Genomic DNA, 26,962 nt, shown 5'->3' with positions numbered 1-26,962 from the left:
GCCGCGCCCCTGGCGGCCCCGGGCGGACGTGGCGGCGCGGTAAGAGGGAACCCCTGACCGCCCCCGCGCCCCGGAGTGATGACGTGGACGTCTTCGCCGCGCCCGATCCGGCGCGTGTCGTCGCCGGTGCCGGCACGTCGGATGTCCTCGTTCTCGGGGGCGGGGCCGCCGGGCTGTCACTCGTGCACCGGCTGGTGGCCGGCGGGGCGGGGCGCGTGACGCTCGTGGAGGCCCCGGACGGGCCGGGACGGCCGGGGGAGCGGACCTGGTGCTACTGGGACCGGGACGGCGGGGAGCTGGACGAGGTGGTGCGTGCCTCCTGGGGGCGGCTGCGGGTGCACGGCGCCGACGGCGGCGCCGTCGTCGTCCGGCCCGCACCCTTCACGTACCGCATGATCCGGTCCTCCGCGCTGGAGCGGCACGTGCACGGCCGGCTCGCCCGCACGCCCGGCGGGCGGGTCCTGCGCGCGACCGCCGACGCGGTGCGGGCCACCGCCCACGGCGCGGAAGTGGACTGTACCGCGGCCGACGGCCGGCGGATCACCCTGCGCGCCCGTCACCTCTTCGACTCCCGGCCCCTGCCCGGCCTCCCGCCCGCCCGGACGCTGTTGCTCCAGCACTTCCGCGGCTGGTTCGTCCGTACGGACACCGACCGGTTCGACCCGGACGTCGCCGATCTCATGGACTTCCGAGTGCCCCAGCCCCGCCACGGCCTCGCCTTCGGCTACGTCCTGCCGCTCACCCCCGGCCGGGCGCTCGTGGAGTACACCGAGTTCTCCCGTACGCCCCTCACCACCCCCGCCTACGACGCCGCGCTGGCCCACTACACTCGCCGCGTCCTCGGCCTCGGCGCCTTCAGCGTCGAGGCGGCGGAGCAGGGAGTCATCCCGATGACCGACGCCCGCTTCCCCCGCCGGCACGGACCGGCGGTCCTCATCGGCACCGCCGGCGGCGCCACCCGCCCCGCGACCGGCTACACCTTCGCCGCCGTCCAGCGGCAGAGCCGCGCCATCGCCGCCGCCCTCCACGAGGGACGACGCGCCCGAGGCACTCCCACCGCACCCCGGCCGTACCGGCGGCGCACCCTCGCCATGGACGCCGTGCTGCTGCGGGCCCTGGACACCGGGCGCGTCGACGGGCCCGCCTTCTTCACGGACCTCTTCCGGAACGTCCCGCCGCACCGGCTGCTGCGCTTCCTCGACGGCGTCAGCACTCCTCGGGAGGAATGGTGCGTCGGACTGCGCTGCCCCGTGGGCCCCATGCTCCGCACCGCCCTCGAACTGCCCTTCCTGCCCCGCCGCCACCTTGCGCCCCGAGCCGAAGAGAGCCGCCGATGACCCTGCTGCGCGACCACGACCTGGCACGGGCCTTCGACCACGCGTCCCACAGCTACGACCTCCTCACCGCCCTCAACCCCGGCTACCGCGCCGACCTCGCCCGCTCCGCCCGCCGGCTGCGGCTGCCCGACGGCGGCGCCGGGCTGCGCGTCCTCGATCTCGGCTGCGGCACCGGCGCCTCCACCCGCGCCCTGCTGCGGGCGGCGCCGTACGCCCGGATCACCGCGGTGGACGCCTCGGCGGGCATGCTGCGGCGCGCCCTCAGCAAGACCTGGCCGGACCGGGTGCGCTTCCGGCACCTGACCGCCGAGGAGGTGAGCACCGCCGAAGAAGGGCGGTACGACGCGGTGTTCGCCGCCTATCTGTTCCGCAACGTCACCGACCCCGACGGCGTCCTCGCCACCGTGCGGGCCCTGTTGCGGCCGGGTGGACGGCTCGCCGTCCACGAGTACAGCCTCAGCGGCTCGGCCGCCCACCGCGCCCTGTGGACGGCCGTGTGCCACGGCGTGATCATCCCGGCGGGCACGCTCAGCGGCGACCGCGCCCTCTACCGCCACCTGTGGCGCAGCGTCCTCGCCTTCGACACCGCCCCCGAGTTCGCCGCCCGGCTGACGGACGCGGGCTTCACCGGCGTACGCACCGTCCCGGTCGCCGGGTGGCAGACCGGGATCGTGCACACCTTCCTCGCCCGCGGGGCCGCGGTGACGCCGCGGGACGCCCGGTGAGCGCCCCGCGCCGCACGGTCCGGCGGGGCCGCGACCGCAAGGCCGAGATCCTGTACCCGGCGCCCGGCCGGGACCGGTTCGCCCGCACCGACGCGCCGAGCGTCGCCGTCGCCGGCGGCGGCATCGCGGGCCTCGCCGCCGCCACGCTGCTCGCCGAACGCGGCGCCCGCGTCACCCTCTACGAGCGGCACGACGCACTCGGCGGCCGGCTGTCCGGCGCGCGCACCCGCCTCGCCGACGGCTCCCCGGCCACGATGACCCGCGGCTTCCACGCCTTCTTCCGCCAGTACTACAACCTGCGCGGCCTGCTGCGCCGTACCGACCCGGGCCTGCACCGGCTGCGCCCCCTGCCCGACTACCCGCTGCGGCACAGCGGCGGCCTCACCGACAGCTTCGCGCGCGTCCCGCGCACGCCGCCCCTCAGCGCCCTCGGCTTCGTCGCCCTCAGCCCCACCTTCGGCTGGCGCGACCTCGCCGCGATGGACGCGCGGGCCGCGCTCCCGCTCCTCGACGTCCGCGTCCCCGAGGTCTACGAACGCTTCGACACGGTCAGCGCCACCCGCTTCCTGGAGGGCGTCCGCTTCCCCGAGGCCGCGCACCACCTGGCGTTCGAGGTGTTCTCCCGCAGCTTCTTCGCCGACCCGCGCGAACTCTCGGCCGCCGAACTCGTCCTGATGTTCCACATCTACTTCCTCGGCTCCGCCGAAGGCCTCCTCTTCGACGTGCCCGACGAGCCGTTCCCGCAGGCGCTGTGGGAACCCCTCGGCGCCTACCTCCGCCGTCTGGGCGCCGACGTGCGCACCGGCACCCCCGTACGCGCCGTCCACCCCGAGACCGACGGCGGCGGCGTGACGGTACGGACCGACGCCGCGGCCCACCGCCACGACGCGGCGGTCCTCGCTCTCGACCCCGGGGCGCTGCGCGCCCTCGTCGCCGACTCGCCCGGGCTCGGCACACCCGCCTGGCGCGCCGGGATCGCCGCCCTGCGCACCGCCCCGCCCTTCCTCGTCTCCCGGCTCTGGCTCGACCGGCCGGTCCGCGCCGACCGGCCAGGCTTCCTCGGCACCAGCGGCTACGACGGCCTCGACAACGTCAGCGTCCTCGACCGCTACGAGGGCGAGGCCGCCCGCTGGTCCGCCCGCACCGGCGGCTCGGTGGTGGAACTGCACGCCTACGCCGTCACCGGCCCGGCCGACCGGCGGGGGACCCAGGACCGCCTCCTCCGCGCCCTGCACCGCGTCTACCCCGAGACCCTGCAGGCGCGGATCGTGGACGCCCGGCACGCCTGGCACGCCGACTGCCCCCTGTTCCCGGTCGGCGGCCACACCCGGCGGCCCACCGTGGCCACCCCGCACCCCCGGGTGACGCTCGCCGGCGACGCGATCCGCTGCGACCTGCCCGTGGCCCTGATGGAACGCGCCGCCACCACCGGTTTCCTGGCGGCCGGCCTGCTCCTGGCCGCCTGGGGGGTCCGCGGCCAGGTGCTGTGGACCGTCCCCCGCGCCGGGCGCTCCCCGGTCCTGCGCGCCCTGAGCGCGGCGGCCCGCCGGCCGGGGGCGGGGTCAGTGCGGTGACGCCGGCGGGGGCACCGCCGGGGCGGTGTCCTGCGGGCCGGCGGCGATGACCGCGTCGAGCAGGCCCTGGGAGGACCGCAGGTCCTCGATGGCGCGGGCGATGCGCTCGCGTTCGCGGCGCAGGGTCGCCACCAGGTCGGGGCAGACGGGCGCGAGGATCGGGCCGTCGTCGCGGACGCAGGGCAGGACCTGCGCGATGGTGGCGGTCGGCAGCCCGGCCGCGAGCAGGATCCGGATGCGCCGGACGGTGTCCACGTCCGCGTCGCCGTAGACGCGGTAACCGCTCGGCAGACGGGCCGGCGACAGCAGGCCCTGCTCCTCGTAGTAGCGCAGCAGCCGCTCGCCGACCCCGGTCCGGCGGACCATCTCCCCGATGCGCATGTGATCTGCCCCTCACCCCGTTGACTCTCACACCGGTGTGAGACTTTAGCGTTCCGGACATGACCACCGGCAGCCGCCTCCACTGCCTGACGGCACGTCAACCGCCGGTTGCCGACGGTCCCGTGATCTGCGTGTGCCCGCACCGTGTCCCCGCGGCAGGCGCGGCGAACCCGAAGGAGACCCGAACCATGTCCCCTGCCCTGCCCGGCTCCAGCCTCGGCCGCACCGTCCGCGGCACCGGCCCCGGCCTGCTGCTCGCCCACGGCGCCGGCGGCGGCATCGACGCCAACTACGGCCCCGTCATGGACGCCCTGGCCGCGCACCACACCGTCGTCGGGCCCGACTACCCCGGCAGCGGCCGCACCCCGCGCGCCGACGCCCCGCTCACCCTGGACGGCCTGGCCGACGCACTGGTCGCCACCGCCGTGGAGGAAGGCGTCGGGACCTTCGCCGTCGCCGGGTACTCGCTGGGCGCCGCGGTCGCCGTCCGCGCCGCCACCCGGCACCCCGAGCGCGTCACCGCCCTGGTCCTCACCGCGGGCTTCGCCCACCCCAACCCGCGGTTCCTGCTGGCCGCCCGGATGTGGCGCGACCTGCTCGACGCGGACGACCCGGAGGCCCTGGCCGGCTTCCTCGCCCTGGTCGCCTTCAGCGCCCCCGCCCTGGACGCGCTCGGCCAGGACGCGCTCGACACGGCCCTCAAGACCAGCGCGGCCACCGTTCCGCCGGGCACGTCCGACCACGTCGACCTGATCCTCGACGGCGTCGACGTACGGGACGACCTCGCCGCGATCACGGTGCCGACCCTCGTCGTCTCCACCACGCTCGACCAGCTCGTCACCCCGTACCACCACCGGCAGCTCAGCGACGGCATACCCGGGGCGCGCCGCGCCGAGATCGTCTCCGGGCACCTGCCGTTCGTGGAACGGCCCGAGGAGTGGGGCGCCCTCATCCGCGACTTCCTGCGCGACAACGACGCCTGAGGGCGACTTTCGGCGGGGCGACGCCGCGGGGCGGCTTCGCAAGCGGCGGTGACCGCGAGCGACTTCACCCCGCCGGGAAGCCTCTCACCCCGGGAAGCGCCCCGAGGCCCGCAGCTCCCAGCGCCGTTCCGCGTAGGCCAGGTCGTCGCGCCACAGGCGGGCCGCCGTGCGGCGGACCAGGGGGCGCAGGGCGGGGGCCGCGGCGCGGGCCAGGGCGAAACCGGGGCGGTCCGAGGCGGCGACCACCGCCTCGATCACGGCGGTCCGGGGCCGCTCGTCCGCCCCGCCGGTCAGTGGCGTGGCATGCGTCTCCACCACGGACCCGGCTCCCTCGCCCTCGACGATCCGCATCACGACCGTGCGTGGACCGGGCGCCGTGAACTCCGTCCGGACGGGCACCACGCACCGCCCGGTCACCCGGAAGGAGACGTCCACGACGAAGGCGTCGTCGTCCTCGCCCCGGGGCGCCCGGACCACCGTCAGGTCCACGAACGAGTACGGGTGGAACCACGCCCCGTGCCACGGGTCGAGCCGGTTGGCGACCACGTCCTGCGGCTCGCACCGCCCCTCCGCCGTGCACACGGCGTCCAGCGCGCCGCCGGCCGCCGGCCTCTCCGGCACCGCGGGCCGCCGGGTCGGCTCCTCGCCGCCCACCGCGTCCAGCCGCACCCACACCAGCACCCCGTCGTCGTACGCCGGATACGGCTCCCAGCCGGCGAACGGCTGGCCGTCCAGGGCGAGTCCGTGCCAGTGGCACACCAACGTGCCGCACACCACCCGGCTCTCCCGCAGCGGCGCCCCGAGGTGCGGGCAGATACCCGGACCCGCGTGCAGCTCGCCGGCCGCCGAGCGCCACAGCACGACCTCGACGCCGCCGACGGTCCTGCCGAACGGCGGCCCCCCGGCTCGCACTTCGCGGGAGGCGCCGACGACGAACCAGTTGCCGGACGGGCGGGCCGCCGCCCGCTTCAGCGCGTCGGCGATCAGCGCAGGGCGAGCCGCACGCCACGTCGACGGCTGGGTGGCCCAGTCCGGCCGGCCGCCCCGCCGCCGACGCAGCGGCGGCCGCCAACCGGGACGTCGCGCACATCCGTTCACGGTGCGGCCCCCTTGTACTCCGGCACCACGGCGTCCGGTGCCGCGCGCACGCCACGGGTGCGCCACCGCGCTCCCGCGATCTGGACGACCCCGGCCGCGGCCACCGCCGCACGGCGAGTGCGGGAGACCGCCGCCCGCCGGTGCAGCACCGTGTACTGCTGCTCGGCGATGGCGTCGAGGATGCCGCCGTAGAGCGTGAACGCCGCGCGGATGCAGGGCCGCACCCGGGGGTCGAGCATCGCGATGCCGGGCTCCGCCTCCCGGTACACCTCCCGCGTCAGCGCCTCGGCGGCGATCAGCGCCGCCTGGATGCGCGCATCCCCCAGTCCGGTACGGCGGCTCCACTCCAGCAACGGGCGGTCCACGCCGTGCGCGGCGAGCAGATCGGCGGGCAGGTAGACGCGGCCCCGGTCCAGGTCCTCGCCCACGTCCCGCAGGAAGTTGGTCAGCTGGAAGGCCACGCCGAGCGCGGCGGCGTGCGGAGCCGCCTCGGCACGGGGCACGACCGTGCCGAGCACCGGCAGCATCTGGAGGCCGATCACCGCCGCCGAGCCGTGCATGTACGCCCGCAGGTCGGCGTAGGTCGGATAGTCCGTGACGTCAAGGTCGGCGCGCATGGAGGCCAGGAAGTCGGCGAACAGCGTGTGGTCGATGCCGTAGCGAGCGGCGGTGTCGGCGACCGCGCGGACCACGGGTTCGGACCCGCCGCCGGTGCGCAGCGCGTGGGTGAGGTCGCCTTCCAGCGTGCGCAGCAGGCGGTCGCGTTCGGCGGGCGGACGGCCGCGCTGGAGGTCGTCCACGATGTCGTCGGCCCAGCGTGCGAAGCCGTACAGCGCGTGCACGGCCGAACGGCGTTCGACCGGCAGCAGCCGGGTGGCCAGGAAGTAGGTGCGGCCGTGGCGGGCGTTGAGCCGGCGGCAGCGGGCGTAGTCGGCGCGCAGCGCGGGATCGGTGATCCCGGCCGCGTCCAGTTCACGCCGGGTCATGGGCGGCCTCCGGGGTCGGTACGGCCGTGGTCCGCACGGGGCGCTGCGGCACGGGGTGGTGACGGACGCGCCGGGGGCGGGCCGCGCCGGTGATGCGGGCGGCGGCGAGCTTGCCGCTGAGGAGCACCGTCGGCACGCCGACCCCCGGGGTGGTGCCGCAGCCGGCCAGGACGGCGTTCTCCAGCCCGCGCACCAGGTTGCGCGGCCGGAACGGGCCGGTCTGGGCGAAGGTGTGCGCGACCGAGAAGGGGGTGCCCGCCGCATGCCCCTGTGCCGTCCAGTCCAGCGGCGTCACGAGCAGCTCCTCGCGTACGCTCGCCGCGAATCCGGTCAGGCCCCGGCGCGCCAGCTCGGCGACCAGGCTGTCGCGGTAGCGCGGGCCGAGGTCCCGCCAGGCGGCGGCGTCGGGGCCGATGTCGGTGTTCGGGCAGGGCGCGAGGACGTAGTGGAGGTGGCCGCCCGGGGGCGCGAGCGCCGGATCGTGCGTCGTCGGGCGGGTGATCAGCAGCGACGGGTCGCTCATCAGCCGTCCCGTGCGGGTGAGTTCGTCGAAGGTGCGGTCCCAGGCCGCGCCGAAGGACAGGGTGTGATGGGCCAGGCCCGGCCAGGTGCGGTCGCAGCCCGCGTGCAGGACCACCGCGGACGGCGCGTGCCGCAGCCGCACCGGGCGGCGCGGGGCGCGGCCCAGCAGCCGGTGCGCGGCGGCCAGTTCACAGCTCAGCACCACGGCGTCGCAGGCGATCCGCTCGCCCGACGCCAGCCGTACGGCCCGCACCCGCCCGGCCGCGCACTCCAGGCCGCTCACCTCGGCCGACCAGCGCAGGTCCGCGCCCGCGCCGGCCGCGGCGGCCGCCATGCCGCGGGGCAGCGCGTGCATGCCGCCCTCGGGGAACCAGACCCCGGCCACGGTGTCCATGTAGGCGATCACCGCGTACGCCGCGAGCGCCCGGGCGGGCGCGACTCCGGCGTACAGGGACTGGAAGGTGAAGACCCGGCGCAGCCGGGCATCGCGCAGGAAGCGGCCCACGCGCCGGTCCAGCCGGCCGAATCCGCCCAGTGCCGCGAGGCGCGCCAGGTCGGGGGTGAGGAGCTGGAGGGGGGAGTCGAAGTTGGCGTCGATGAAGCGCCCCATCTGCGCCCGGTACAGCCGGGTCAGCCAGTCGCGCAGGGCACGGTAGCCGGCCGCTTCGGCGGGACCGGCGAAGCGGCGCACCTCCGCCTCCATCGCCCCGGCGTCCGTGTGCACGTCGAGCGCGGAGCCGTCGGCGAAGGCGGCCCGGTAGGCCGGGTGCAGGGGGGTGAGGGAGACATGGCGGTCGAGGCGGTCGCCGACGGCGGCGAAGGCCTCGTCGGCCAGGTGCGGCATGGTCAGCACGGTCGGTCCGGTGTCCAGCTCGTAGCCGCCGAGCCGCACCCGCCCGGCCCGGCCGCCCGGACCGGCGTCGCGCTCGACGACGGTCACCCGCCGGCCCGCGCCGAGCAGGTGCAGGGCGCAGGAGAGACCGGACAGACCGGCGCCCACGACGACGACATGCCCGGTCGCCCCGGGCACCGTTCTCACCCGGTCTCCCCGGCACGGCCGGTCGGTGCGGCCACCGGGGGCCGCGCTCGCAGCACGGACAACGCTCACCCGCTCTCGATCCCCGCACACCGGGGCGTGGGCCGCGCGGTCGCCGCGCGGCTGCGCTGATCCCTGCCCCGCGGGGCCCCGCGGGGGCACTCCCCGGCCACCCCGTCACTCCACCGGCCGACCGCCCGGTCGGCCGAACAGCCCCACGCCGCCTCGGCCGCGGCCCGCCGCGCGCCCGCGCCACCCTCAGTCGCGTCCCCGGGCGTGCTTGAAGCGCGCCAGAGCCTCCCCGAGGTCCACCAGTGGACGCGGGTAGCCGAGGGCGGCCCGCTCCTCCTCCGGCAGGCGCCACGGCTCGTGCACGAACCGGGCGGCCACCTCGCGCAGCTCGGGCACCCAGCGGCGTACGTACGCGCCGTCCGGGTCGTAGCGCTTGCCCTGGACGACCGGGTTGAGGACGCGGTGGGGGCGGGTGTCGGTGCCGGTGCCGGCGGCCCACTGCCAGTTGAGCTGGTTGTTGACGACGTCCCCGTCCACCAGCAGGTCGAGGAAGTGCCGTGCGCCGATCCGCCAGTCCACGTACAGCGTCTTGGTCAGGAAGCTCGCCACCAGCAGCCGCGCCCGGTTGTGCATCCAGCCCTCGTGGCGCAGCTGGCGCATCGCCGCGTCGACGAGCGGGTAGCCCGTACGGCCCTCCCGCCAGGCGGCGATGTCCCCGGCCGCCTCGTCCGGGCCGCGCCAGTGGTCGTCGCGGGTGCGGTAGTCCCGTACGGACGCGTGCGGGCGGGCCGCCAGCACCTGGTGGTGGAAGTCGCGCCAGCACAGCTGCCGCACGAACGCCTCCGCCCCCTCACCGCCCCGCTCCCGCGCCCGCCGGACCAGCTCGACGGGTGAGAGCGCCCCGAAGTGCAGATAGGGCGAGAGCCGGGAGGTGCCGTCACCGCCGAGGTCGTCGTGCCGCTCCCCGTACGCGGCCACGCCCGCCCGCAGCCACCCGGCCAGGAGCTCGCGCCCGGCCGTCTCGCCGCCGGCGGGCAGCGCGGGGGAGAGGCCGGACAGGTCGTCGCGGACCGGCACCGGCTCGCCGCGCACCCCCTCCGGCACCCGTACGCTCCGGGGCGCCGGGCACACCTCCCGCAGCCGCTCGCCGGACCAGCGGCGGAAGTACGGGGTGAAGACCGCGTAGTGGTCGGAGCCGGACGGCGCCAGGACGCCCGGGGCGACAGCGGTGATCACGGCGTCGTGCACCCGCAGCTCGACGCCCCGTCCCGCCAGGCGGTCGCGCAACCGCCGTTCGCGCCGCTGGGCGTAGCCGGTGACGCCCGCGGCCAGATGCACCTGCGCGGCGCCGCACTCCTCGGCCACCGCCGCGACCTCACGGACGACCGGCCCGCCGCGCACCACCAGCCGGCCGCCCCGCCGGCGCAGCGCCGCGTCCAGATCGGCCAGGCAGTCGGCGAGGAAGGCGGCGCGGTTGGGCACGTCGAACCCGGCCGCGTGGACACCTGGATCGCGGACGAACAGCGGGACGACCTCGTCGGCCGCCGCCAGAGCCGCACGCAGCGGCGGATGGTCGTGCAGCCGCAGATCCGAGGTGAACAGGACGACGGCGACGGTCATGGAGGTCACTTCCGGTGGGCGGACATGCCCTTGGCCGCCGCCTGGGTGATGTTGCGGGCCATGCCGCCGAAGACCACGGAGTGGAAGGGCGCGACCGACCACCAGTAGGCGTGCCCCAGCAGGCCGCGCGGGTGGAACAGGGCGCGCTGCCGGTAGCGGGTGCGGCCCCGCTCGTCCGTCTCGGCGAACATCTCCAGCCAGGCCAGCCCGGGCAGCCGCATCTCGGCGCGCAGCCGCAGCAGCCGGCCGGGCTCGATCTCCTCCACCCGCCAGAAGTCCAGCGAGTCGCCGACCCGCAGCCGCTCCGCGTCGCGCCGGCCGCGGCGCAGACCGACCCCGCCGACGAACCGGTCCAGCCAGCCCCGTACCGCCCAGGCAAGCGGGAAGGAGTACCAGCCGTGGTCGCCGCCGATGCCCTCGATCACTTTCCACAGCGACTCCCGGGAGGCGTCGACCGGGACCTCGCGTACGTCCTCGTAGAGGCTGCCGCCGGCCCAGTCGGGGTCGGTGGGCAGCGGATCGCTCGGCGCGCCGGGCACGGCGGCGGACGACCAGCGGGTGGCGACCTGCGCCTCGCGCACCTTGCGCAGCGCGAGGGCCAGCGCGTCGTCGAACGGCAGCGGCCGGCCCGGCAGATCGGGGACGTAGCGGGCGATCTCGTGCTCGCGGCAGACCACCTCGTGACGCAGCGACTCGGTCAGCGGCCGGGCGATGGAGGCGGGCACCGGGGTGACGAGCCCCACCCAGTGGCTGGACAGTCCGGGCGTGAGGACCGGCACCGGCACGATGAGCCGGCGCGGCAGCCCGGCGACGGCGGCGTAGCGGGCCATCATCTCGCGGTAGGTGAGCACGTCCGGGCCGCCGATGTCGAAGGTGCGGTTCACGTCCTCGGGCATGGCGGCGGAGCCGACGAGGTAGCGCAGCACGTCGCGGATGCCGATGGGCTGGATGCGGGTGTGCACCCAGCTCGGGGTGACCATGACCGGCAGCCGTTCGGTGAGGTAGCGCAGCATCTCGAACGAGGCCGATCCCGAGCCGATGACGATCGCCGCCCGCAGCACGGTGGCAGGCACGGGAGAGTCCAGGAAGATCCGCCCGACCTCGGCGCGGGAGCGCAGATGCGGGGACAGCTCCCGCTCGGGCACGCCGTGCGGGGTGAGTCCGCCCAGGTACACGATCCGCCGCACCCCGGCGGCGTGCGCCTGCTCGGCGAAGACGCGGGCCGCGCGACGGTCGGTCTCCTCGAAGGTCGAGCCGGTGCCGAGGGCGTGCACCAGGTAGTACGCCACGTCGATCCCGCGCATGGCCCCGGCCACGGAGTCCGCGTCGGTGACGTCGGCGGCGACGGTCTCCACGTCGTGCGCCCACGGCTGGTCGCGCAGCTTTCCGGGGGCGCGGGCAAGGCACCGCACCCGGTGGCCGGCCGCCAGCAGCTCGGGCACCAGGCGGCCCCCGACGTACCCGGACGCCCCGGTGACCAGGCAGTGCAGGGACTCCGTGTCCGGCCGCCCCTCGGTGTCCGCCTGTCCGGCCGCGTCCGGCTGTCCGTCCGTGTCCACGAGCGAGTCTCCAACCGGTCGGTCCGATGCCGTGTGCCGCGCCGCCGCCCGCCGTGCTCGGACACCCGGCGCGGACTGTCCACGTACCCGCTCAACGGTGCGGCGGCCCGGCGGACGCGTGACGTCACCCGAACGGGCCACCGCCTCTCCCGGCCGGGACGCTCGCCGAGCCCGGCCGGGACCACCTCCCCGCCGGGACCACCGGCCGGCCGGGGCTACCCCTGCTGTTGGACGAGCAGATGCGGGAAAGTACGACGTCCCGATCACCGCGGTCATCAGACCGGCGCCGAGCTGGGCCGGCGGCGATCACGGTGCGGCCCACCAGTTCCGCCGCGCACACCAGCACGGCGCCGAGCAGCACCGCGACCGGCACGACCCGTACATGCCGGCGCCCCACCAGCGCCCGGGCGGCGTGCGAGGCGACCAGGCCGACGAAGCCGATGGCGCCCGCGGCGGCCACGGCGGTGGCGCTGGGCAGGACGCTCGGCGCGAGGAAGCCGAGCCGTCCGCGCGCCGTGTCGAGCCCCGGCAGCCGGGGCGTGCCCTCGTCCAGCGACACCAGGTCGAGTTCGGCCCCCGCCTCAGGCCGCTCCGTCCGCGCCGCTCCCGAGCGCGCCGAGGATCTGCTCGGCCGCCAGCGTCGGCGTCAACTCACCCTCCCTGACCCGCTGTTCGAGCACCGGTGCGAGCGACCGGACCGCCGGGTCGGCGTACAGCCGGCCCAGGATCTCGTCGCGCACCATGTCCCAGGTCCAGTCCACCTGCTGGTCACGGCGCTTGGCGGCCAGCCGCCCGGTGGAGTCCAGCAGGGCGCGGTGCTGCTCCAGCCGCTCCCAGACGGTGTCCAGACCCGCCGACTCCCGCGCGCTGCAACTGAGCACGGGGGGCGTCCAGAAGGCGTCCTTGCCGTGCATCAGGCGCAGCGCGCCCGCCAGTTCACGCGCCGCGGCGCGGGCGTCCCGCTCGTGCGGGCCGTCCGCCTTGTTCACCGCGATCACGTCGGCCAGCTCCAGCACGCCCTTCTTGATGCCCTGCAACTGGTCGCCGGTGCGGGCCAGGGTGAGCAGCAGGAAGGAGTCGACCATGTTCGCGACCGCGGTCTCCGACTGGCCGACGCCGACCGTCTCCACCAGGATCACGTCGTAACCGGCCGCCTCCATCACCACGATCGACTCACGCGTCGCCTTGGCCACCCCGCCGAGCGTGCCCGCGGTGGGCGAGGGCCGCACGAACGCCGCCGGATCCACCGCCAGGCGCTCCATCCGGGTCTTGTCGCCCAGGATCGACCCACCGGTCCGGCTGGAGGACGGGTCGACGGCGAGCACCGCCACCCGGTGCCCCAGCGAGGTCAGCATCGTGCCGAACGCGTCGATGAACGTCGACTTGCCGACCCCCGGCACCCCGCTGACCCCGATCCGCCGCGCCCGCCCGCCGTGCGGCAGCAGCGCGGTCAGCAAATCCTGCGCCAGCGCCCGGTGCTGGGGGCGGGTGGACTCGACGAGCGTGATGGCGCGCGCGATGACGGCACGCTTCCCGTCGAGGACGCCCTTCACGTACGCGTCGAGATCGACCGCCCCGGCCCTCAAAGGTCGTGCCCCAGCTCGTCCGCCAGCCGGCGCACCAGGTCGTACGCCGCGTCCGGGATGACCGTGCCGGGCGGGAAGACGGCGGCGGCGCCCATCTGGAGCAGCTCCGGCACGTCCTGCGGCGGGATCACTCCGCCGACCACGACCATGATGTCCTCCCGGCCCTCCTCGGCCAGCGCCTCGCGCAGCGCCGGCACCAGGGTGAGATGACCGGCCGCCAGCGAGGAGACGCCCACGATGTGCACGTCCGCCTCGACGGCCTGGCGGGCCACCTCCGCCGGGGTCTGGAACAGCGGGCCGACGTCCACGTCGAAGCCCAGGTCGGCGAAGGCGGTGGCGATCACCTTCTGGCCGCGGTCATGGCCGTCCTGGCCCATCTTGGCGACCAGGATGCGCGGGCGGCGCCCCTCGGCCTCCTCGAAGGCGGACACCAGCGTGCGGGTGCGGTCCACGGACGGGGACTGTCCGGTCTCGTTGCGGTACACCCCGGAGATCGTACGGATCTGGCCCGCGTGCCGCCCGTACACCTTCTCCAGGGCGTCCGAGATCTCGCCCACGGTCGCCTTCGCACGGGCCGCGTCCACCGCCAGCTCCAGCAGGTTGCCCTCGCCGGCGGCGGCCCGGGTCAGCGCGTCCAGCGCGCCCCGGCAGGCCACCTCGTCCCGCTCCGCGCGCAGCCGCCGCAGCTTCTCGATCTGCTGGGCGCGCACCGAGGAGTTGTCGACCTTGAGGACCTCGATCTGCTCGTCGCTGTCCACCCGGTACTTGTTGACACCGATCACCGGCTGGCGGCCGGAGTCGATCCGGGCCTGGGTGCGGGCCGCCGCCTCCTCCACGCGCAGCTTCGGGATGCCCGCGTCGATGGCCTGCGCCATGCCGCCGGCGGCCTCCACCTCCTGGATGTGCTGCCAGGCCCGCCGGGCCAGGTCGTACGTCAGCTTCTCCACGTACGCGCTGCCGCCCCACGGGTCGATGACCCGGGTGGTGCCCGACTCCTGCTGGAGCAGCAGCTGGGTGTTGCGGGCGATGCGCGCGGAGAAGTCGGTCGGCAGCGCCAGCGCCTCGTCCAGGGCGTTGGTGTGCAGCGACTGGGTGTGCCCCTGGGTCGCCGCCATCGCCTCCACACAGGTGCGCGTCACGTTGTTGAACACGTCCTGCGCGGTCAGCGACCAGCCGGAGGTCTGCGAATGTGTGCGCAGGGACAGCGACTTGGAGTTCTTCGGGTCGAACTGCCTGACCAGCTTCGCCCACAGCAGGCGCGCCGCCCGCAACTTGGCGACCTCCATGAAGAAGTTCATGCCGATCGCCCAGAAGAACGACAGCCGGGGCGCGAACGCGTCCACGTCCAGCCCCGCCTCCCGGCCCGCCCGGATGTACTCCACGCCGTCCGCGAGCGTGTACGCCAGCTCCAGATCGGCCGTCGCCCCCGCCTCCTGGATGTGGTACCCGGAGATGGAGATGGAGTTGTAGCGGGGCATCCGCTGCGAGGTGAAGGCGAAGATGTCGGAGATGATCCGCATCGACGGCTTCGGCGGATAGATGTAGGTGTTGCGGACCATGAACTCCTTCAGAATGTCGTTCTGAATGGTTCCGGCCAGCTTCTCGGGCGGCACGCCCTGCTCCTCCGCCGCCACGATGTACAGCGCCAGCACCGGAAGCACGGCGCCGTTCATCGTCATCGACACCGTCATCCGGTCCAGCGGGATCCCGTCGAACAGCTGCCGCATGTCGTAGATCGAGTCGATCGCCACGCCCGCCATGCCGACGTCACCGGTCACCCGCGGGTGGTCGCTGTCGTAGCCGCGGTGGGTGGGCAGGTCGAAGGCGACCGACAGGCCCTTCTGCCCGGCCGCGAGATTGCGCCGGTAGAAGGCGTTGGACTCCTCGGCCGTGGAGAAACCCGCGTACTGGCGGATCGTCCAGGGCTGGTTGACGTACATCGTCGGGTACGGGCCGCGCAGATACGGCGCCATGCCCGGCCGGGTGTCCAGGAAGTCCAGGCCCTCCAGGTCCCGCCCGGTGTACAGCGGCCTGACCGGGATGCCCTCCGGGGTCTCCCAGTCCGCGCCGTCGCCGGCCGCCGCCCGCACGGCCGTGCGCCACTGCTCGGCGTCGCCGTCGACGGCCGGGCTGCCCAGCTCGATCCCGGTGAAGTCGGGGATTCCCATCAGGACACCTCCATGCGGTCGAGGGTGGCGGAGAGCACGGCCACGGCGTCGCAGCCCGCGTAGACGTAGGAGTCGACACCGGAGTACTGCCCGGGCCGGCCGGCGAGGAACACATGCGAGGCGCCGGCCGCCCGCAGCTCGGCGGCCACGGTCTCCGCCTGCTCCTCGTACAGCGCGTCACTGGAGCACAGGCACACCTCGGTCGCCCCGCTGTCCTCGAACGAGCCCCCGGTCACCGGCTCGACGCCGCCCGCCTGGAAGAGGTTGGCGGCGAACGTCAGGCGCGCCGTGTGCGCGGCGGCCGGGCCGATCGGGACCAGGAAGACCCGCGGCCGGGCGCCCGTCGCGGCCAGACGGGCGTCCGAACGGGCGCGCAGCGCCTCGTACGCCTCGTCGCGGCGCACCCGCGGCAGACCGCCGGACCGCGCCTCGGGCGCGCTCTCACGCACCACGGGCTTCTCCGCCAGATGCGGGAACTCGCTGACGCCGGTGATGGGTTCGCGCCGCTTCGCCAGCCGCTCCGAGCGCGCCCGCCAGGTCTCGGCCAGCTCCCGCTCCAGGTCGCCCGAGCGCAGCGCGGCCGCCGGGCCGCCGGCCCGCTCGATCCAGCGGAAGAACTCCCAGCCCGCCCGGGCCAGTTCGTCGGTCAGCCGCTCCACGTACCAGGAACCGCCCGCCGGGTCGATGACCCGCGCCAGATGCGACTCCTCGATGAGGATGGTGGAGGTGTTGCGGGCGATACGGCGCGCGAACGCATCCGGCAGACCGAGCGCGTGGTCGAAGGGCAGCACGGTCACGGAGTCGGCGCCGCCCGCCCCGGCGGCCAGTGTGGCCACGGTGGTGCGCAGCATGTTCACCCACGGGTCGCGGCGCGTCATCATCACCGGCGACGTCACCACGTGCTGGACCTGTGCCCCCGCGCGGGGTGCGCCGCACACCTCGGCGACCTTCGCCCACAGCCGGCGCGCGGCCCGCAGCTTGGCGATCGTCAGGAACTGGTCCGCGGTCGCCGCGTACCGGAACTCCAGCTGCGCGCAGGCCTGTTCGACGCTCAGTCCGGCCTCCGTCAGCTCGCGCAGATACGCGACCGCGGTGGCCAGCGAGGCGCCCAGCTCCTGCGCGGCCGAACCGCCGGCCTCGTGGTACGGCAGCGCGTCCACGGTCAGCGCCCGCAGCCCGGGGTACGTCCCGGCGCACAGCCGGGCCAGCTCGGCGGCCGGGGCGAGGTCGCCCGGCCGCCCCGTGCGGGCCTCGTGGCCCAGCGGGTCCGCGCCGAGGTTGCCGCGCGCGGCCTCCTTCGCGACGCCCCGCTCCTCGTACAGCCGCAGCAGCTCCCGCGCGGCCGGCTCGGCGTCCGCGCCCGCGTCGAGCACGACGGGCGCGAGATCGAGGTAGACGCCGTCGAGGACCGTGCCGAGCTCCGGCACCGGGATGCCGCCCTCTCCGGCGACCAGCCAGAGAGAGGTGACGCCGTTCTCCAGGTCCGCGAGCACGGTGTCGCGGTCGGCCACCGCGTGCCGTTGCCGGATGTCCCAGCCGCCCACGGTGTTGCCCTCGGCCCGGCCGCCCCGGACGAAGGGCGCGAAGCCGGGCAGGCCCGGTTCGGGCGCGGTGTCGCGCGCGGTGTACAGGGGACGGGTGCGCAGCCCGTCCTCCAGTTGGGTGGACAGGGCTTCCTCGGCCGCGTCGCCCTCGACGTCCTTGCCCGCTTTGCGCAGGACACCCGCCACGAGGCGCTGCCACTGCTCATGGGTCACGTCAGGGAACTCGGCGGCCAGTTCGAGCCCGTCGTCAGGCAGGACCGTCATGCTCGGATGCTAGGCCACGCGGCTAAATCCGCAGGAGAGGGCGCGGCTGTGACCTTGCCCTCGCGGTCACTGTGACCTCCGCCTCGTCGTCCCCCGCCCGCTCCCCTGCGGCCTCGGCCGAGGGTCGTACACCGCCGGATGAGATGATCGCGGGCGTGCCGAGGAGCCGGCCGGGGTGGCCCCGTCCGGCCCGCCCGCGGACCCGGAGAAGGCGGAAGAGATGACCACGCGGACGAACGACGTCGACCACGAACTGGTGCGGGCGGCGACGGAGGTGGCCCGCACCCGCTGCCGGGGCGACAACCACACCATGGCGGCCGCGGCCCGCGCCCGCGACGGCCGCATCGTCACGGCGGTGAACGCCTACCACTTCACCGGCGGCCCCTGCGCCGAGCTGGTCCTCATCGGCGCGGCGGCCGCGCAGGGCGTCTACGAGCTGGAGACCGTCGTCGCCGTCGGCGACCGCGACCGGGGCGTCGTACCGCCCTGCGGCCGGTGCCGCCAAGCCCTGCTCGACTACTTTCCCGAGCTGCGGATCATCGTCGGCGGGGGTGAGGGCGAGGGCGACGGTCTGCGGGCGGTGCCCGTCGCCGAGCTGCTGCCCTCGACGTACGTCTGGGCCGACCACCGGCTCGACGCGGAGTAGCCGGACGGGCCGAGCAGTCGGGCGGCCACGGTGGCCGGGCGGGCTGAGTGTCGGGGCAGGGCGGCGCGGTGCCGGCGGAGGTGCCAAGATATCTACTCGTCAGTAAGTTACTGGCGGGCAGCCGTCCGCTCCGTCCGCGTGGGAAAGGAGCCATCGTGACCCGCGTCCTCACCGTGGCCCGCAGTGTCTTCGTCGAGGTCTCGCCCGAAGCGGCCTACGAGGCGGTGAGCCGCCCCGGCGACATGGGCCGCTGGAGCCCGGAGAACCTCGGCACGACCGAGGACGCGCCGGCCGGGCCCGCCGCCCTGGGCGACTCCTTCGTCGGCCGCAACAAGCGCGGGGCGTTCCGGTGGTCCACGCGGTGCACGGTGACCGCGGCCGAACCGGGCCGCCGGTTCGCCTTCCGCGTCCACGCCATCGGGCTGAAGCGCCCCCGCCTGCGCGGCCCGATCGCCACCTGGGAGTACTCCTTCGAACCCGAGGGCGCCGGGACCCGGGTGACGGAGACCTGGACCGACGACCGGCGGGCCTGGCCCGACGCCGCGGCGGGCGTCTTCGACCGGATCGTCACCTCGGGCAGGACCTTCGCCGAGTTCCAGAACCGCAACATCGACATCACCCTGCGGAACCTGAAGCGGGAACTGGAGAAGGGCCGGGCGTGACCGCGGCCCGGCCCGGCGGGGGCGCCAGGGGGTTTCCGGTCCGGGCCCGGCGGAGGCGCGCGGCGGCGGAGACGGCCCCAGTCCGACAGCGCGCCGAACATGCCCGGCCCGTACGCGCCGCGTGCGGCGATGAGTTTTCCGGCCCCGTGCGGTCGTATGGTCGACGACGACAGGGGAGGCACAGTGGCCCAGCTACTGAGAGTCCAGAACTTCAACGTGTCCAGCGACGGCATCGCCGCCGGTGAGGACCAGAGTTTCGAGCGTCCGTTCGGCCTCGTGGAGCCCGAGCGGCTGTTCGCGTGGGCCGGGGCCACGGCGAGTTGGCCCAACCGCACCGACCCCGGCGGCAGCCGGGGCCTGGACGACTACTTCACCCGGGACTTCTCGCACAACATCGGCGCCGAGATCATGGGCCGCAACAAGTTCGGCCCCCAGCGCGGGCCGTGGCAGAACCACGAGTGGCGCGGCTGGTGGGGTGAGGAGCCGCCGTTCCACACCCCGGTCTTCGTGATGACCCACCATGAGCGCCCGTCCTTCACGCTCTCCGACACCACGTTCCACTTCGTCTCCGGCGACCCGGCCACGGTCCTCGACCGGGCACGCGAGGCGGCGCGGGGCAAGGACGTACGGCTCGGCGGCGGGGTGACCACCCTCCGGCAGTTCCTCGACGCCGACCTGGTGGACGCCCTGCACGTGGCGGTCTCGCCGGTGAAGCTCGGCACCGGACTGCGGCTGTGGGAGTCCCCGGAGGAACTGCTCGACCGCTTCCACCTGGACGTCGTGCCCAGCCCGAGCGGAGTGACGCACCACTTGTTCTGGCGGAAGTGAGCCGGTCCGCACAGGACGCCGCCCCGACCCGGAACGGCGCCGCCCGGCGGAACGGCGCAGCCGTCTTGCCGGGCGGCGCCGTCCACCGGTCGTCCCGCCGTGGGTCAGCCCGTCACGGCCGGCTTGAGCACCTCCGTGCACCACTGGCGGAACGTCGTCCCCGTGGCCGACTCGGGGGTGCGGGCGGCGGCGTTGTCCAGGCCCCTGTTCTTGGCCTCGAACATGTCCACCATGGCCTGCGCCATCGCGTCGGTCGTCCCGAACCCGGTCAGACGCTCCTTGAGGGCAGCGCCCGGGATCTGCCGGTAGCCGACCTCGGTGCCGAGGACCTCGCTGATGATCCGGGCCATGTCGGTGGGCGACAGGTCCTCCGGGCCGGGACAGGCGACCTCGCCGGCGCCCGTCCAGGTGCCGTCCAGCAGCAGGCGCGCGGCGGTGGCGGCGATGTCCTGGGCGGCGACGGTGGGGACCTTGAGGTCCGGGTCGGCCATCAGGAGGAACAGGCCCTGCTCCCTGATGGCGCCGGCCTGGTGCAACAGGTTGTGCATGAACGACGGGCAGACCACCGCGCGGTAGGCGACGCCCGTGGCGGCGATCAGGTCGTCCATCGCCAGTGAGGCGGTGACCAGTCCGGCGTGCTCGGCCATCGGAGTGCCGCGGCCGAGCGCGGACACGCCGACGACGCGAGGGACGCCGTGGCGGACGAAGGCCGCGCAGGCGGGGCGGCTGAAGTCGACGTAGGCGGCCTCGGGGCCCGGCTCGGCGCCGTCGCCCGGTGCGAGCCAGAAGACGGCCTCGGCTCCGGCGCACGCCCGGTCGATGACGGCGGCGTCGCCGTGCGAGCCCTCGACGATCTCGACGCGCTCGCGGACTTCGGGCTCGAGGCGGCCGGGATCGCGGACGACGAGGCGCAGCGGCGCCCCCCGGTCGAGCAGGTCGGCGACGAGCCGGCGGCCGATGGTGCTGGTGGGTGCGGTGATGACGATCATGATTCCTTCTCGGTGATCCGGGTGAAGTGTCCGTGGGCGGGGGTGGGGCGGGGCGGGATGGGGGCGGTCAGGCGGCACGCGGGACGTACGCCAGCCCGTGCGCTCCGGGAACGCCGGCCGCGGAGACGTCGATCCGGGCCAGGTGCCGCAGGGCGTCCAGGTCCACGACGTGGACGGTGGACGAGGCGTAGCAGGCCACGTAGGCGAGCCGGCCGTCGGGCGACGAGGTGAGGGTCAGGGGGCAGAGCCCCACCTCCAGGCCGCCGAGCCGCTCGCGGGTGTCGGCGGCGAACACGGTCAGGCGTCCCGGCGCCATCCGCGTCGCCCCGCCCGCCGGGTCGGACTCCGTGCACACCTCGCCCACCAGCAGCTTTCCGGCGGCGGTCAGGTGCAGCGGCATGGCCCGGTGGTCGGTGGGCAGCGTCTCGACCACGGTCGCCGTCCGGGTGTCGACGACCCTGACCCCGGGGGCCAGGTCCTCGCCGCCGGCGAACGAGCCGCCGTACGGCGCCGCGACGAAGGCGTACGCCCCGTCGGCGGAGACGGCGACGCCCTCGCTGCCGGGCACCTCGACCCTGCCGGTGAGGGCGCCCCGGTCGAGATCGAGCGCCGAGACGAACGGCGCCTCCTTGTTGGCCACATAGGCCGTCGTGCCCGCCGCGTCGATCGCGACCCAGTGCGAACCGGTGGCCCCGGTGTCGATCCGGTCCACCGGCCGCCGGGTGGCCGTGTCGATCACGACGACACCGCCGGTCCGGTCGGCGGTCGCCTCCACGGTGACGTGGAGGCGACCGCGCCGCGCGTCCAACGCCAGCCCGTGCGGGGCCTGTTCGGGGGCGAGGTCCACGACCTCCACCACCCGCCGCGCATCGGGGTCGACGACGACCAGCTCGGTGCGCCGGCCGTTGTGGGCGTGGTAGAAGCCCGAGCGGTAGGTGACGGTGCACCACAGCAGGCGCTCGACCGGGTCGAAGCACAACTCGTGCGGTTCGGCGAGGACCTGGACGGAGCCGAGGCGGCGGTCGTCGGTGACGTCGTAGAAGGAGATGGTCGGCCCGCTCTGGTCGGCCACGGCCAGGACGTCGCCCTCCCGCCCGGAGCGTGCGGATTTCTGCATGGGATTCCTCGCACAGGTGGTGGGCGTCCTCGCGGACACCCGGTGTCTTGGCGAACACCTCCACTGTGGTCGCGAGAGAATTCCGCAGCAATGCAAGAATAGGCAGGCAATACTTGCCTCAATCGTAAAGACGCAGGTCAGTGCGGTGGATGCGGCGCGCTGGCGCAAGCTCGTCCGCAGGCGCAGGCGCAGGCGCAGGCGCAGGCGCAGGCGCCGGGCTCGGGAGTGATCATGGACCTCAACCTGCTGCGCGCCCTCGACGCGCTGCTCCAGGAGAACAGCGTGACGCGCGCCGCCGAGCGGCTCGGCACCTCGCCCGCGGCGGCCAGCCGCACCTTGGCCCGGCTGCGCCGCGCCGTCGGCGATCCGCTGCTGGTGCGCGCGGGCCAGGGCATGGTGCCCACCCCGCGCGCCCTCGAATTGCGCGACGAGGTGGCCGCGTTGCTACGCGGCTGCGACAACGTCCTGCGGCCCGGGGCGGGTTTCGAGGCGGTGCACCTCCAGCGCACCTTCACCGTGCAGAGCACCGAACTGCTCCTGGCGGGGCTGGCCGGCCCCCTGACCGAGCGCATCCACGCCGAAGCCCCGCACGTGGACGTGGTGTTCCTGCCCGAGGCGGTCGAGGGCGGGCCCGCGCTGCGGCTGGGCACGGTCGACGTCGAACTGGGCGTCCTCGGACACCTCGATCCGGAGATCCGCACCCGGAGCATCGCCCGGGCGCACCTGGTCGGCGTGGCCCGCGCCGGCCATCCCCTCTTCGACGGGCCGATCGACGCCCGCCGGTTCGCCGCGGCCGCGCACATCGGCATCTCCCGGCTGGGCAAGCGGTCCGGGCCCATCGACAGCGCCCTGGCCGTACACGGGCTGCGGCGCCGGGTCGCGGTCGTCGTCCCCAGTCACACCAGCGCGATGATGCTGGCCAGGGACACCGACCTCGTCGCGCTCACGCTGGCCGACTGGCTGTCGGGGACGGTCGCCGCGCTGGGGCTGCGGACGTTCCCCGTCCCGCTCGACCTGGCCCCGGTCGAGTTCGGCATGGCCTGGCACCCGCGCAACGCCGCCGACCCGGGCCACCGCTGGTTCCGCGACCACCTGGCGGCCTCGGCACGGGCCCTGTCGGGTACGGAACAGGCGGCGACTCCTGCCAGGGTGGTAGAACCGTGACCAGACCCTGGACCAGCAGCCCCGGCCGACGCCCCGACCGGTGACCCCGCCGGCGGGCCCCATCCCCGACCCGCACCACCAGCGAGACGCCCCGACCTCATGACCTCCCGCATCCTCGTCACCGGCGGAGCCGGCTTCATCGGTTCCGCGTACGTCCGTGCCCTGCTCGGCCCCTCGGGCCCGCCCGGCGTCACGGTCACCGTGCTGGACAAGCTCACCTACGCCGGCAGCCTCACCCGCCTTGACCAGGTGCGCACCCACCCCGGCTACGTCTTCGTGCACGGCGACGTGTGCGACGCGCCGACCGTGCGGCGTCTTGCGGCCGGGCACGACGAGATCGTGCACTTCGCGGCCGAGTCGCATGTGGACCGCTCCATCGAGGACGGCTCGGGATTCACCCTCACCAACGTCGTCGGCACCCAGGTGCTGCTGGACGCGGCGCTGCGGCACGGGGTGCGCACCTTCGTTCAGATCTCCACGGACGAGGTGTACGGCTCGGTCCCCGAGGGCGCCGCCCGCGAGCAGGACCCGCTGCGCCCCAGCTCGCCGTACGCCGCCTCCAAGGCCGCGGCCGACCTGATCGCGCTCGCCCACCACCGCACCCACGGCCTGGACGTCCGGGTGACCCGCTGCACGAACAACTTCGGCCCGTACCAGCACCCGGAGAAGGCGATCCCGCGGTTCGTGGCCACCCTGCTGACCGGCGGCCGCCTGCCGGTGTACGGCGACGGACTGCAGGTACGTGACTGGCTGCACGTGGACGACCACGTCCGCGCGGTCGAACTGGTGCGTACGGGGGGCCGGCCCGGCGAGGTCTACAACGTCGGCGGCGGCACCGCGCTCACCAACCTGGAGCTCGCCGGACGCCTGCTGGACTGGTGCGGCGCGGGCCCGGACCGCATCGAGCACGTCACCGACCGCAAGGGCCACGACCGCCGCTACGCGGTCGACGACGGCAAGATCACCGCCGAGCTGGGCTACCGCCCGCGCACCGCCTTCGCCCCGGCCCTGACCGCCACGGCGGACTGGTACCGCGCCCACCGCGACTGGTGGGAGCCCCTGTTCGCCGCCCGGTGAGCGCCGGGGCGTTCGCGCCTCAGCCGCGGTGCGGCGCCGTGTTCGCTCCAGGTCGCCAGCACCGCAGTGCCCCGCCGTGCGGCGGCACGGGCCGCTGCCGGTGACGGTCTGCGCGCCCCCGGGGGGGCGAGAGCCGCCCGGTCTCCATCGTTCGGTGTCCATCCCCGGACCGCAACCGGCCCCGTCCCGCCCGCACTCCGCCGCCGTCCGGCCGGCGACCTGCCGTCGACGCGCCACGATCTCGGTAACAGCTGTTACCATCGGCGTATGGCCAAGACACAGCTGGGTGCGCGCGTCGACGACGAGATCGCGGAACTGGCCCGGGCGCGGGCCAAGGACCGCGGCCTGAGCCTCGGCGACTACATCGCCTCTCTGGTGCGCGACGACGCCGACGGGATGCGGCAGCGTGGCCTGGACGCCGCACAGCGCTTCCTCGCCGAACACCAGGACCTCTTCGACGAGGCCGAGGACGCCGGCCGCCGCTCGCCGGGAGCGCATGCCGCCTGATGGACCTGTACATCGACGTCCCCTGGATCCTCCAGGTCGCCGAACTCGCCGGCGCCGGCGACCCCGCCCCCGACGACTACGGGGTGCCCGTCGCCGCCGTCGCCTGCCACCGGGCCGAAGTGCTCGAACAACCCGTCTACGACGGCCCGTTCACCCGCGCCGCCGCCCTGGTGCACATCCTCGGCCGCTGTCGCTGGCTGGAGCGTTCCAACATGGCCGTCGCCGCGGCCACGGGTGTGATGTACCTGGAGGCCTCCGGCATCCCGGTCGAACCCGCCCGCGAGGACGCGGTCGCCCTGCGCGACCTGCTGCGCGACCCCGCCTGCACCGCCGCACGGATCGCGGCCCTCCTGCGCACCTGGCCGAACACCGCCTGAAGTGCGTCGCCAGACGGGGCGGGAGTCGGGTCGGTACGCGACCAGTTAGTAGCCATAGCTACTATAGCCATGTACGGTATTTCTCATGAGCAAGGGTTCACCGGGCCCCACGCCCGGCTTTCTGGTGTGGCGGCTCGCCAACAAGTGGCGGGTCGCGGTCGACCGAGCGGTCGCCCCGCTCGGCCTCACCCACGCGCAGTACTCGCTGGTCGCGTCGCTGTACGGCATGCAGCGCGCCGGCGAACGGCCCAGCCAGCGCCGGCTCGCCGACCACACCGGCCTGGAGGCGCTGTACGTCTCCAAGCTGGCGCGCGCCCTGGAGTCGGCCGGACTGGTCGAACGGGTCCGCGACCCCCGCGACCCGCGCGCGGTGCAGGTCGCCCTCAGCGAGCGGGGCCGGGTCGTCACCCGCCAGGCCATCGAGGTGGTCCAGGGACTGCTGGAACAGTTGCTGGAACCGCTCGGCGGCCTGGACGACCCGCGGACGCGCGCGTTCACCGACGAACTGACGACCCTGCTCGACGCACCTCTGGCTCCACCCGTACCGCACGACGAGAGCACGAAGGGGACGACACCGCCATGACCACCACACGACCCACCCGCACCGCACCGGGAGCCTCCGCCTCCCGCGCCGCTGCACCCCCCGCCGACGCCCGCGCCCTGGGCCTCGCCCACTACGCCGCCCGCGGCGTCCTGGAGCACTTCCTGGCCCGGCACGGCCTCACCTTCCCGCAGCAGATCGCCCTGCGCACCGCCGTCACCGCCGAGACCCCGCGGACGCGGGACGACCTCGTGGCCGAGGTACGGGGCGTCCTCAAGGCCGACCCGGCCGCCCTCCACGCCACCCTGGACGAACTGGTGGGCCGTGGTCTGCTCGCCGTGACCGGCGCACACCTGCGGCCCACCGGCGCCGGGCGAGAGGCGCTCGCCGCCGTCGCCACGGAGACCGCCCCCGTGAGCGCGCGCATCTGGGGCGGGATACCCGGCGAGGACCTGGCCGCCGCCGGCCGCGTCCTCGCCCTGGTCACCGAACGCGCCGACGCGGAACTGGCGCGGCTGGCGGCCGGGGCGCCCGTCTGACCGCACCGCCGGGCGGGCCGTTCCGGCCGCCCGGCGCACGGGGCGGGGAGCGGGGGCGCAGGGCGTGGCGGCTGCCGTGAACGGAGGAGTCGATGCCGGTTGCGCCGGTGATCTTCGGCTGCGTAGGGTCCCGTGGATGAGCGGACAGACGCAGCCGACGTTCGTGCTGGTGCACGGAGCGTTCTCGAACTCCTTCGCCTTCGCCCCACTCCAGGCCGAACTCGGCCTCCTCGGGCGCCGATCCGTCGCCGTGGACCTGCCCGGCCACGGTTTCCGGGCGACCTTCCCGCGCGCCTACCAGGCCCCGCAGGACCCCGAAGGCCTCGCCGCCGCGCCGGGCTCCCTCAAGGGCGTGACGCTGGCCGACAACGTCACGCACCTGATCGGCGTCCTGGAGCGGGCCAAGCGGAACGGTCCGGTGATCCTCGTCTCCCACAGCCGCGGCGGCGTCACGGCCACCGCCGCGGCCAACGCGCGGCCCGACCTGATCGACCGCCTCGTCTACGTCTCGGCCTGGTGCCCGGTCGAGCTGGACACCGCCGCCTACTACGCCGAGCCGGAGATGGCCGCGGTCGACGCCGGCTCGCTGGCCCTTGCGCTGGCCGGGAAGCCGGCCGAACTCGGCCTGCTGCGGGTCAACTTCCGCACCGCCGACCCGGCCGTGCTCGCCGCGTTCAAGGCGGCGTTCCTCGCCGACGGCACCGACGACGAGTTCCTGGCCTTCCTCAACACCTTCCAGCCCGACGAGAATCTCGACGCGGGCACCTCCGACGACCGCGCGCAGGCGGACACTTGGGGCCGCATCCCCAGGAGCTACGTACGCCTGGCCGACGACGCCAGCCTCCCGCTGGCCCTGCAGGACCGGCTGATCCGCGAGGGCGACGCGCTGACGCCGGACAACCCCTACGACGTCCACACCCTCCGGAGCAGCCATCTGAAGTGGCTGGTCGACCCGGCCCCGGCGGCCCGCGTCCTGTCGGCCGTCGCCGACCTGACCGTCACGTCCGGCTGACGGCTGAGCCCGTCCTAGCACCCCGCCCTGCGCATCTGTCCCGCGTCTGCCCCGACGGCGGGCCGCCGCCCCGGATCCCCGGGCGGCGGGCCGCCGTCACCCCCGGGA

General features: G+C 75.0%; 25 protein-coding genes and 1 pseudogene. 14 read left to right on the top strand and 12 right to left on the bottom strand.

Translation table 11 applies throughout. The annotated features are described in order from the left end of the window. The first annotated feature begins 83 nt into the window (after positions 1-83). The 3 genes from AB0N63_RS18280 to AB0N63_RS18270 are packed head-to-tail and all read left to right on the top strand — an operon-like array spanning position 84 to position 3,636. On the top strand, positions 84-1,337 hold the full coding sequence (locus AB0N63_RS18280; RefSeq protein ID WP_365530013.1) for a lycopene cyclase family protein: 1,254 nt from the start codon (positions 84-86) through the stop codon (positions 1,335-1,337). Continuing rightward, complete coding sequence (locus tag AB0N63_RS18275; protein WP_365530012.1) at positions 1,334-2,062, top strand: methyltransferase domain-containing protein; 729 nt, start codon at positions 1,334-1,336, stop codon at positions 2,060-2,062. The genes AB0N63_RS18280 and AB0N63_RS18275 overlap by 4 nt, the downstream gene beginning before the upstream one ends. Further along, positions 2,059-3,636 carry an FAD-dependent oxidoreductase gene (locus AB0N63_RS18270; protein ID WP_365530011.1) on the top strand — a complete coding sequence of 526 codons (1,578 nt, stop codon included), beginning with the start codon at positions 2,059-2,061 and terminating at the stop codon, positions 3,634-3,636. Before AB0N63_RS18275 ends, AB0N63_RS18270 begins: the two co-directional genes overlap by 4 nt. On the opposite strand, the gene AB0N63_RS18265 is transcribed toward AB0N63_RS18270, so the two are convergent. Next, entirely contained in the window at positions 3,625-4,017 is a 393-nt protein-coding gene (locus AB0N63_RS18265; RefSeq protein WP_365530010.1) for a MerR family transcriptional regulator, read from the bottom strand. The genes AB0N63_RS18270 and AB0N63_RS18265 overlap by 12 nt on opposite strands. A 188-nt stretch (positions 4,018-4,205) precedes the next feature. Between AB0N63_RS18265 and AB0N63_RS18260 the strand changes: the two genes are divergently transcribed. Continuing rightward, the gene (locus AB0N63_RS18260; protein ID WP_365530009.1) at positions 4,206-5,000 is read left to right on the top strand and encodes an alpha/beta fold hydrolase; all 795 of its coding nucleotides are present in this window, start codon (positions 4,206-4,208) and stop codon (positions 4,998-5,000) included. An 84-nt stretch (positions 5,001-5,084) separates the two neighbouring features. Here the strand turns inward: AB0N63_RS18260 and AB0N63_RS18255 are convergent, their stop codons facing one another. From AB0N63_RS18255 to AB0N63_RS18215, 9 genes and pseudogenes are all read right to left on the bottom strand, one after another. Further along, on the bottom strand, positions 5,085-6,098 hold the full coding sequence (locus AB0N63_RS18255; protein WP_365530008.1) for a DUF5914 domain-containing protein: 1,014 nt from the start codon (positions 6,096-6,098) through the stop codon (positions 5,085-5,087). After that, the gene (locus AB0N63_RS18250; RefSeq protein WP_365530007.1) at positions 6,095-7,084 is read right to left on the bottom strand and encodes a phytoene/squalene synthase family protein; all 990 of its coding nucleotides are present in this window, start codon (positions 7,082-7,084) and stop codon (positions 6,095-6,097) included. Before AB0N63_RS18250 ends, AB0N63_RS18255 begins: the two co-directional genes overlap by 4 nt. Beyond that, a complete protein-coding gene (gene crtI, locus AB0N63_RS18245) occupies positions 7,071-8,645 on the bottom strand; it encodes a phytoene desaturase family protein (RefSeq protein ID WP_365530006.1) in 1,575 nt (524 codons plus the stop codon). The genes AB0N63_RS18250 and crtI overlap by 14 nt, the downstream gene beginning before the upstream one ends. Before the next feature lie 255 nt (positions 8,646-8,900). Further along, a complete protein-coding gene (locus AB0N63_RS18240) occupies positions 8,901-10,274 on the bottom strand; it encodes a deoxyribodipyrimidine photo-lyase (protein ID WP_365530005.1) in 1,374 nt (457 codons plus the stop codon). Positions 10,275-10,279: 5 nt separating this feature from the next. Further along, positions 10,280-11,764: an SDR family oxidoreductase gene (locus AB0N63_RS18235; RefSeq protein WP_365530163.1), complete on the bottom strand. Its 1,485-nt coding sequence runs from the start codon at positions 11,762-11,764 to the stop codon at positions 10,280-10,282. Between the two features lie 315 nt (positions 11,765-12,079). Then, a pseudogene (locus AB0N63_RS18230) lies at positions 12,080-12,404 on the bottom strand (iron chelate uptake ABC transporter family permease subunit); the annotation flags it as partial. 10 nt (positions 12,405-12,414) lie between these two features. Next, on the bottom strand, positions 12,415-13,419 hold the full coding sequence (gene meaB, locus AB0N63_RS18225; RefSeq protein WP_365530004.1) for a methylmalonyl Co-A mutase-associated GTPase MeaB: 1,005 nt from the start codon (positions 13,417-13,419) through the stop codon (positions 12,415-12,417). After that, positions 13,416-15,587, bottom strand: a complete 2,172-nt coding sequence (scpA, locus tag AB0N63_RS18220) for a methylmalonyl-CoA mutase (protein WP_365530003.1) — start codon at positions 15,585-15,587, stop codon at positions 13,416-13,418. The genes meaB and scpA overlap by 4 nt, the downstream gene beginning before the upstream one ends. Further along, positions 15,587-17,395: a methylmalonyl-CoA mutase family protein gene (locus AB0N63_RS18215; RefSeq protein ID WP_365530002.1), complete on the bottom strand. Its 1,809-nt coding sequence runs from the start codon at positions 17,393-17,395 to the stop codon at positions 15,587-15,589. Before AB0N63_RS18215 ends, scpA begins: the two co-directional genes overlap by 1 nt. A 220-nt stretch (positions 17,396-17,615) precedes the next feature. Here AB0N63_RS18215 and AB0N63_RS18210 point away from each other — a divergent pair, with 220 nt between their 5' ends. From AB0N63_RS18210 to AB0N63_RS18200, 3 genes are all read left to right on the top strand, one after another. Beyond that, positions 17,616-18,041: a cytidine deaminase gene (locus tag AB0N63_RS18210; RefSeq protein ID WP_365530001.1), complete on the top strand. Its 426-nt coding sequence runs from the start codon at positions 17,616-17,618 to the stop codon at positions 18,039-18,041. A 155-nt stretch (positions 18,042-18,196) separates the two neighbouring features. Continuing rightward, entirely contained in the window at positions 18,197-18,703 is a 507-nt protein-coding gene (locus AB0N63_RS18205) for an SRPBCC family protein (protein ID WP_365530000.1), read from the top strand. A 183-nt stretch (positions 18,704-18,886) separates the two neighbouring features. Next, positions 18,887-19,531 (top strand): dihydrofolate reductase family protein, encoded by a 645-nt coding sequence (locus tag AB0N63_RS18200; RefSeq protein ID WP_365529999.1) that lies wholly within the window; start codon positions 18,887-18,889, stop codon positions 19,529-19,531. Positions 19,532-19,635: 104 nt separating this feature from the next. Here the strand turns inward: AB0N63_RS18200 and AB0N63_RS18195 are convergent, their stop codons facing one another. Further along, the gene (locus tag AB0N63_RS18195) at positions 19,636-20,520 is read right to left on the bottom strand and encodes an NAD(P)H-binding protein (RefSeq protein ID WP_365529998.1); all 885 of its coding nucleotides are present in this window, start codon (positions 20,518-20,520) and stop codon (positions 19,636-19,638) included. Between the two features lie 67 nt (positions 20,521-20,587). Beyond that, complete coding sequence (locus AB0N63_RS18190) at positions 20,588-21,637, bottom strand: YncE family protein (RefSeq protein WP_365529997.1); 1,050 nt, start codon at positions 21,635-21,637, stop codon at positions 20,588-20,590. A 231-nt stretch (positions 21,638-21,868) separates the two neighbouring features. Here AB0N63_RS18190 and AB0N63_RS18185 point away from each other — a divergent pair, with 231 nt between their 5' ends. The 7 genes from AB0N63_RS18185 to AB0N63_RS18155 all read left to right on the top strand — a co-directional run bounded on the left by AB0N63_RS18185 (position 21,869) and on the right by AB0N63_RS18155 (position 26,854). Beyond that, positions 21,869-22,801, top strand: coding sequence for a LysR family transcriptional regulator (locus AB0N63_RS18185; RefSeq protein ID WP_365529996.1), 933 nt, complete (start codon positions 21,869-21,871; stop codon positions 22,799-22,801). Positions 22,802-22,900: 99 nt separating this feature from the next. After that, positions 22,901-23,878: a dTDP-glucose 4,6-dehydratase gene (rfbB, locus tag AB0N63_RS18180; protein ID WP_365529995.1), complete on the top strand. Its 978-nt coding sequence runs from the start codon at positions 22,901-22,903 to the stop codon at positions 23,876-23,878. Between the two features lie 267 nt (positions 23,879-24,145). Beyond that, positions 24,146-24,385, top strand: a complete 240-nt coding sequence (locus AB0N63_RS18175; RefSeq protein WP_365529994.1) for a hypothetical protein — start codon at positions 24,146-24,148, stop codon at positions 24,383-24,385. Beyond that, positions 24,385-24,762: a fic family toxin-antitoxin system, toxin component gene (locus AB0N63_RS18170; protein WP_365529993.1), complete on the top strand. Its 378-nt coding sequence runs from the start codon at positions 24,385-24,387 to the stop codon at positions 24,760-24,762. Before AB0N63_RS18175 ends, AB0N63_RS18170 begins: the two co-directional genes overlap by 1 nt. An 85-nt stretch (positions 24,763-24,847) precedes the next feature. After that, positions 24,848-25,345 carry a MarR family transcriptional regulator gene (locus AB0N63_RS18165; RefSeq protein ID WP_365529992.1) on the top strand — a complete coding sequence of 166 codons (498 nt, stop codon included), beginning with the start codon at positions 24,848-24,850 and terminating at the stop codon, positions 25,343-25,345. Then, complete coding sequence (locus tag AB0N63_RS18160; protein ID WP_365529991.1) at positions 25,342-25,842, top strand: MarR family transcriptional regulator; 501 nt, start codon at positions 25,342-25,344, stop codon at positions 25,840-25,842. Before AB0N63_RS18165 ends, AB0N63_RS18160 begins: the two co-directional genes overlap by 4 nt. A gap of 136 nt (positions 25,843-25,978) precedes the next feature. Then, entirely contained in the window at positions 25,979-26,854 is an 876-nt protein-coding gene (locus AB0N63_RS18155; protein WP_365529990.1) for an alpha/beta hydrolase, read from the top strand. The last annotated feature ends 108 nt before the right edge of the window (positions 26,855-26,962 follow it).

Origin of the sequence: Streptomyces sp. NPDC093260 (assembly GCF_040683715.1) — a bacterium.
Lineage (GTDB): Bacteria > Actinomycetota > Actinomycetes > Streptomycetales > Streptomycetaceae > Streptomyces > Streptomyces sennicomposti.
This window is presented reverse-complemented; position numbering and strand designations above follow the sequence as displayed.

Coding starts and splice junctions, on each gene's coding strand:
- AB0N63_RS18155 (WP_365529990.1), top strand. CDS start 25,979: ATGAGCGGACAGACGCAGCCGACGTTCGTGCTGGTGCACGGAGCGTTC.
- rfbB (WP_365529995.1), top strand. CDS start 22,901: ATGACCTCCCGCATCCTCGTCACCGGCGGAGCCGGCTTCATCGGTTCC.
- AB0N63_RS18260 (WP_365530009.1), top strand. CDS start 4,206: ATGTCCCCTGCCCTGCCCGGCTCCAGCCTCGGCCGCACCGTCCGCGGC.
- scpA (WP_365530003.1), bottom strand. CDS start 15,587: ATGGGAATCCCCGACTTCACCGGGATCGAGCTGGGCAGCCCGGCCGTC.
- AB0N63_RS18275 (WP_365530012.1), top strand. CDS start 1,334: ATGACCCTGCTGCGCGACCACGACCTGGCACGGGCCTTCGACCACGCG.
- AB0N63_RS18265 (WP_365530010.1), bottom strand. CDS start 4,017: ATGCGCATCGGGGAGATGGTCCGCCGGACCGGGGTCGGCGAGCGGCTG.
- AB0N63_RS18215 (WP_365530002.1), bottom strand. CDS start 17,395: ATGACGGTCCTGCCTGACGACGGGCTCGAACTGGCCGCCGAGTTCCCT.
- AB0N63_RS18250 (WP_365530007.1), bottom strand. CDS start 7,084: ATGACCCGGCGTGAACTGGACGCGGCCGGGATCACCGATCCCGCGCTG.
- AB0N63_RS18190 (WP_365529997.1), bottom strand. CDS start 21,637: ATGCAGAAATCCGCACGCTCCGGGCGGGAGGGCGACGTCCTGGCCGTG.
- AB0N63_RS18175 (WP_365529994.1), top strand. CDS start 24,146: ATGGCCAAGACACAGCTGGGTGCGCGCGTCGACGACGAGATCGCGGAA.
- AB0N63_RS18240 (WP_365530005.1), bottom strand. CDS start 10,274: ATGACCGTCGCCGTCGTCCTGTTCACCTCGGATCTGCGGCTGCACGAC.
- AB0N63_RS18210 (WP_365530001.1), top strand. CDS start 17,616: ATGACCACGCGGACGAACGACGTCGACCACGAACTGGTGCGGGCGGCG.
- AB0N63_RS18160 (WP_365529991.1), top strand. CDS start 25,342: ATGACCACCACACGACCCACCCGCACCGCACCGGGAGCCTCCGCCTCC.
- AB0N63_RS18170 (WP_365529993.1), top strand. CDS start 24,385: ATGGACCTGTACATCGACGTCCCCTGGATCCTCCAGGTCGCCGAACTC.
- AB0N63_RS18165 (WP_365529992.1), top strand. CDS start 24,848: ATGAGCAAGGGTTCACCGGGCCCCACGCCCGGCTTTCTGGTGTGGCGG.
- AB0N63_RS18185 (WP_365529996.1), top strand. CDS start 21,869: ATGGACCTCAACCTGCTGCGCGCCCTCGACGCGCTGCTCCAGGAGAAC.
- AB0N63_RS18195 (WP_365529998.1), bottom strand. CDS start 20,520: ATGATCGTCATCACCGCACCCACCAGCACCATCGGCCGCCGGCTCGTC.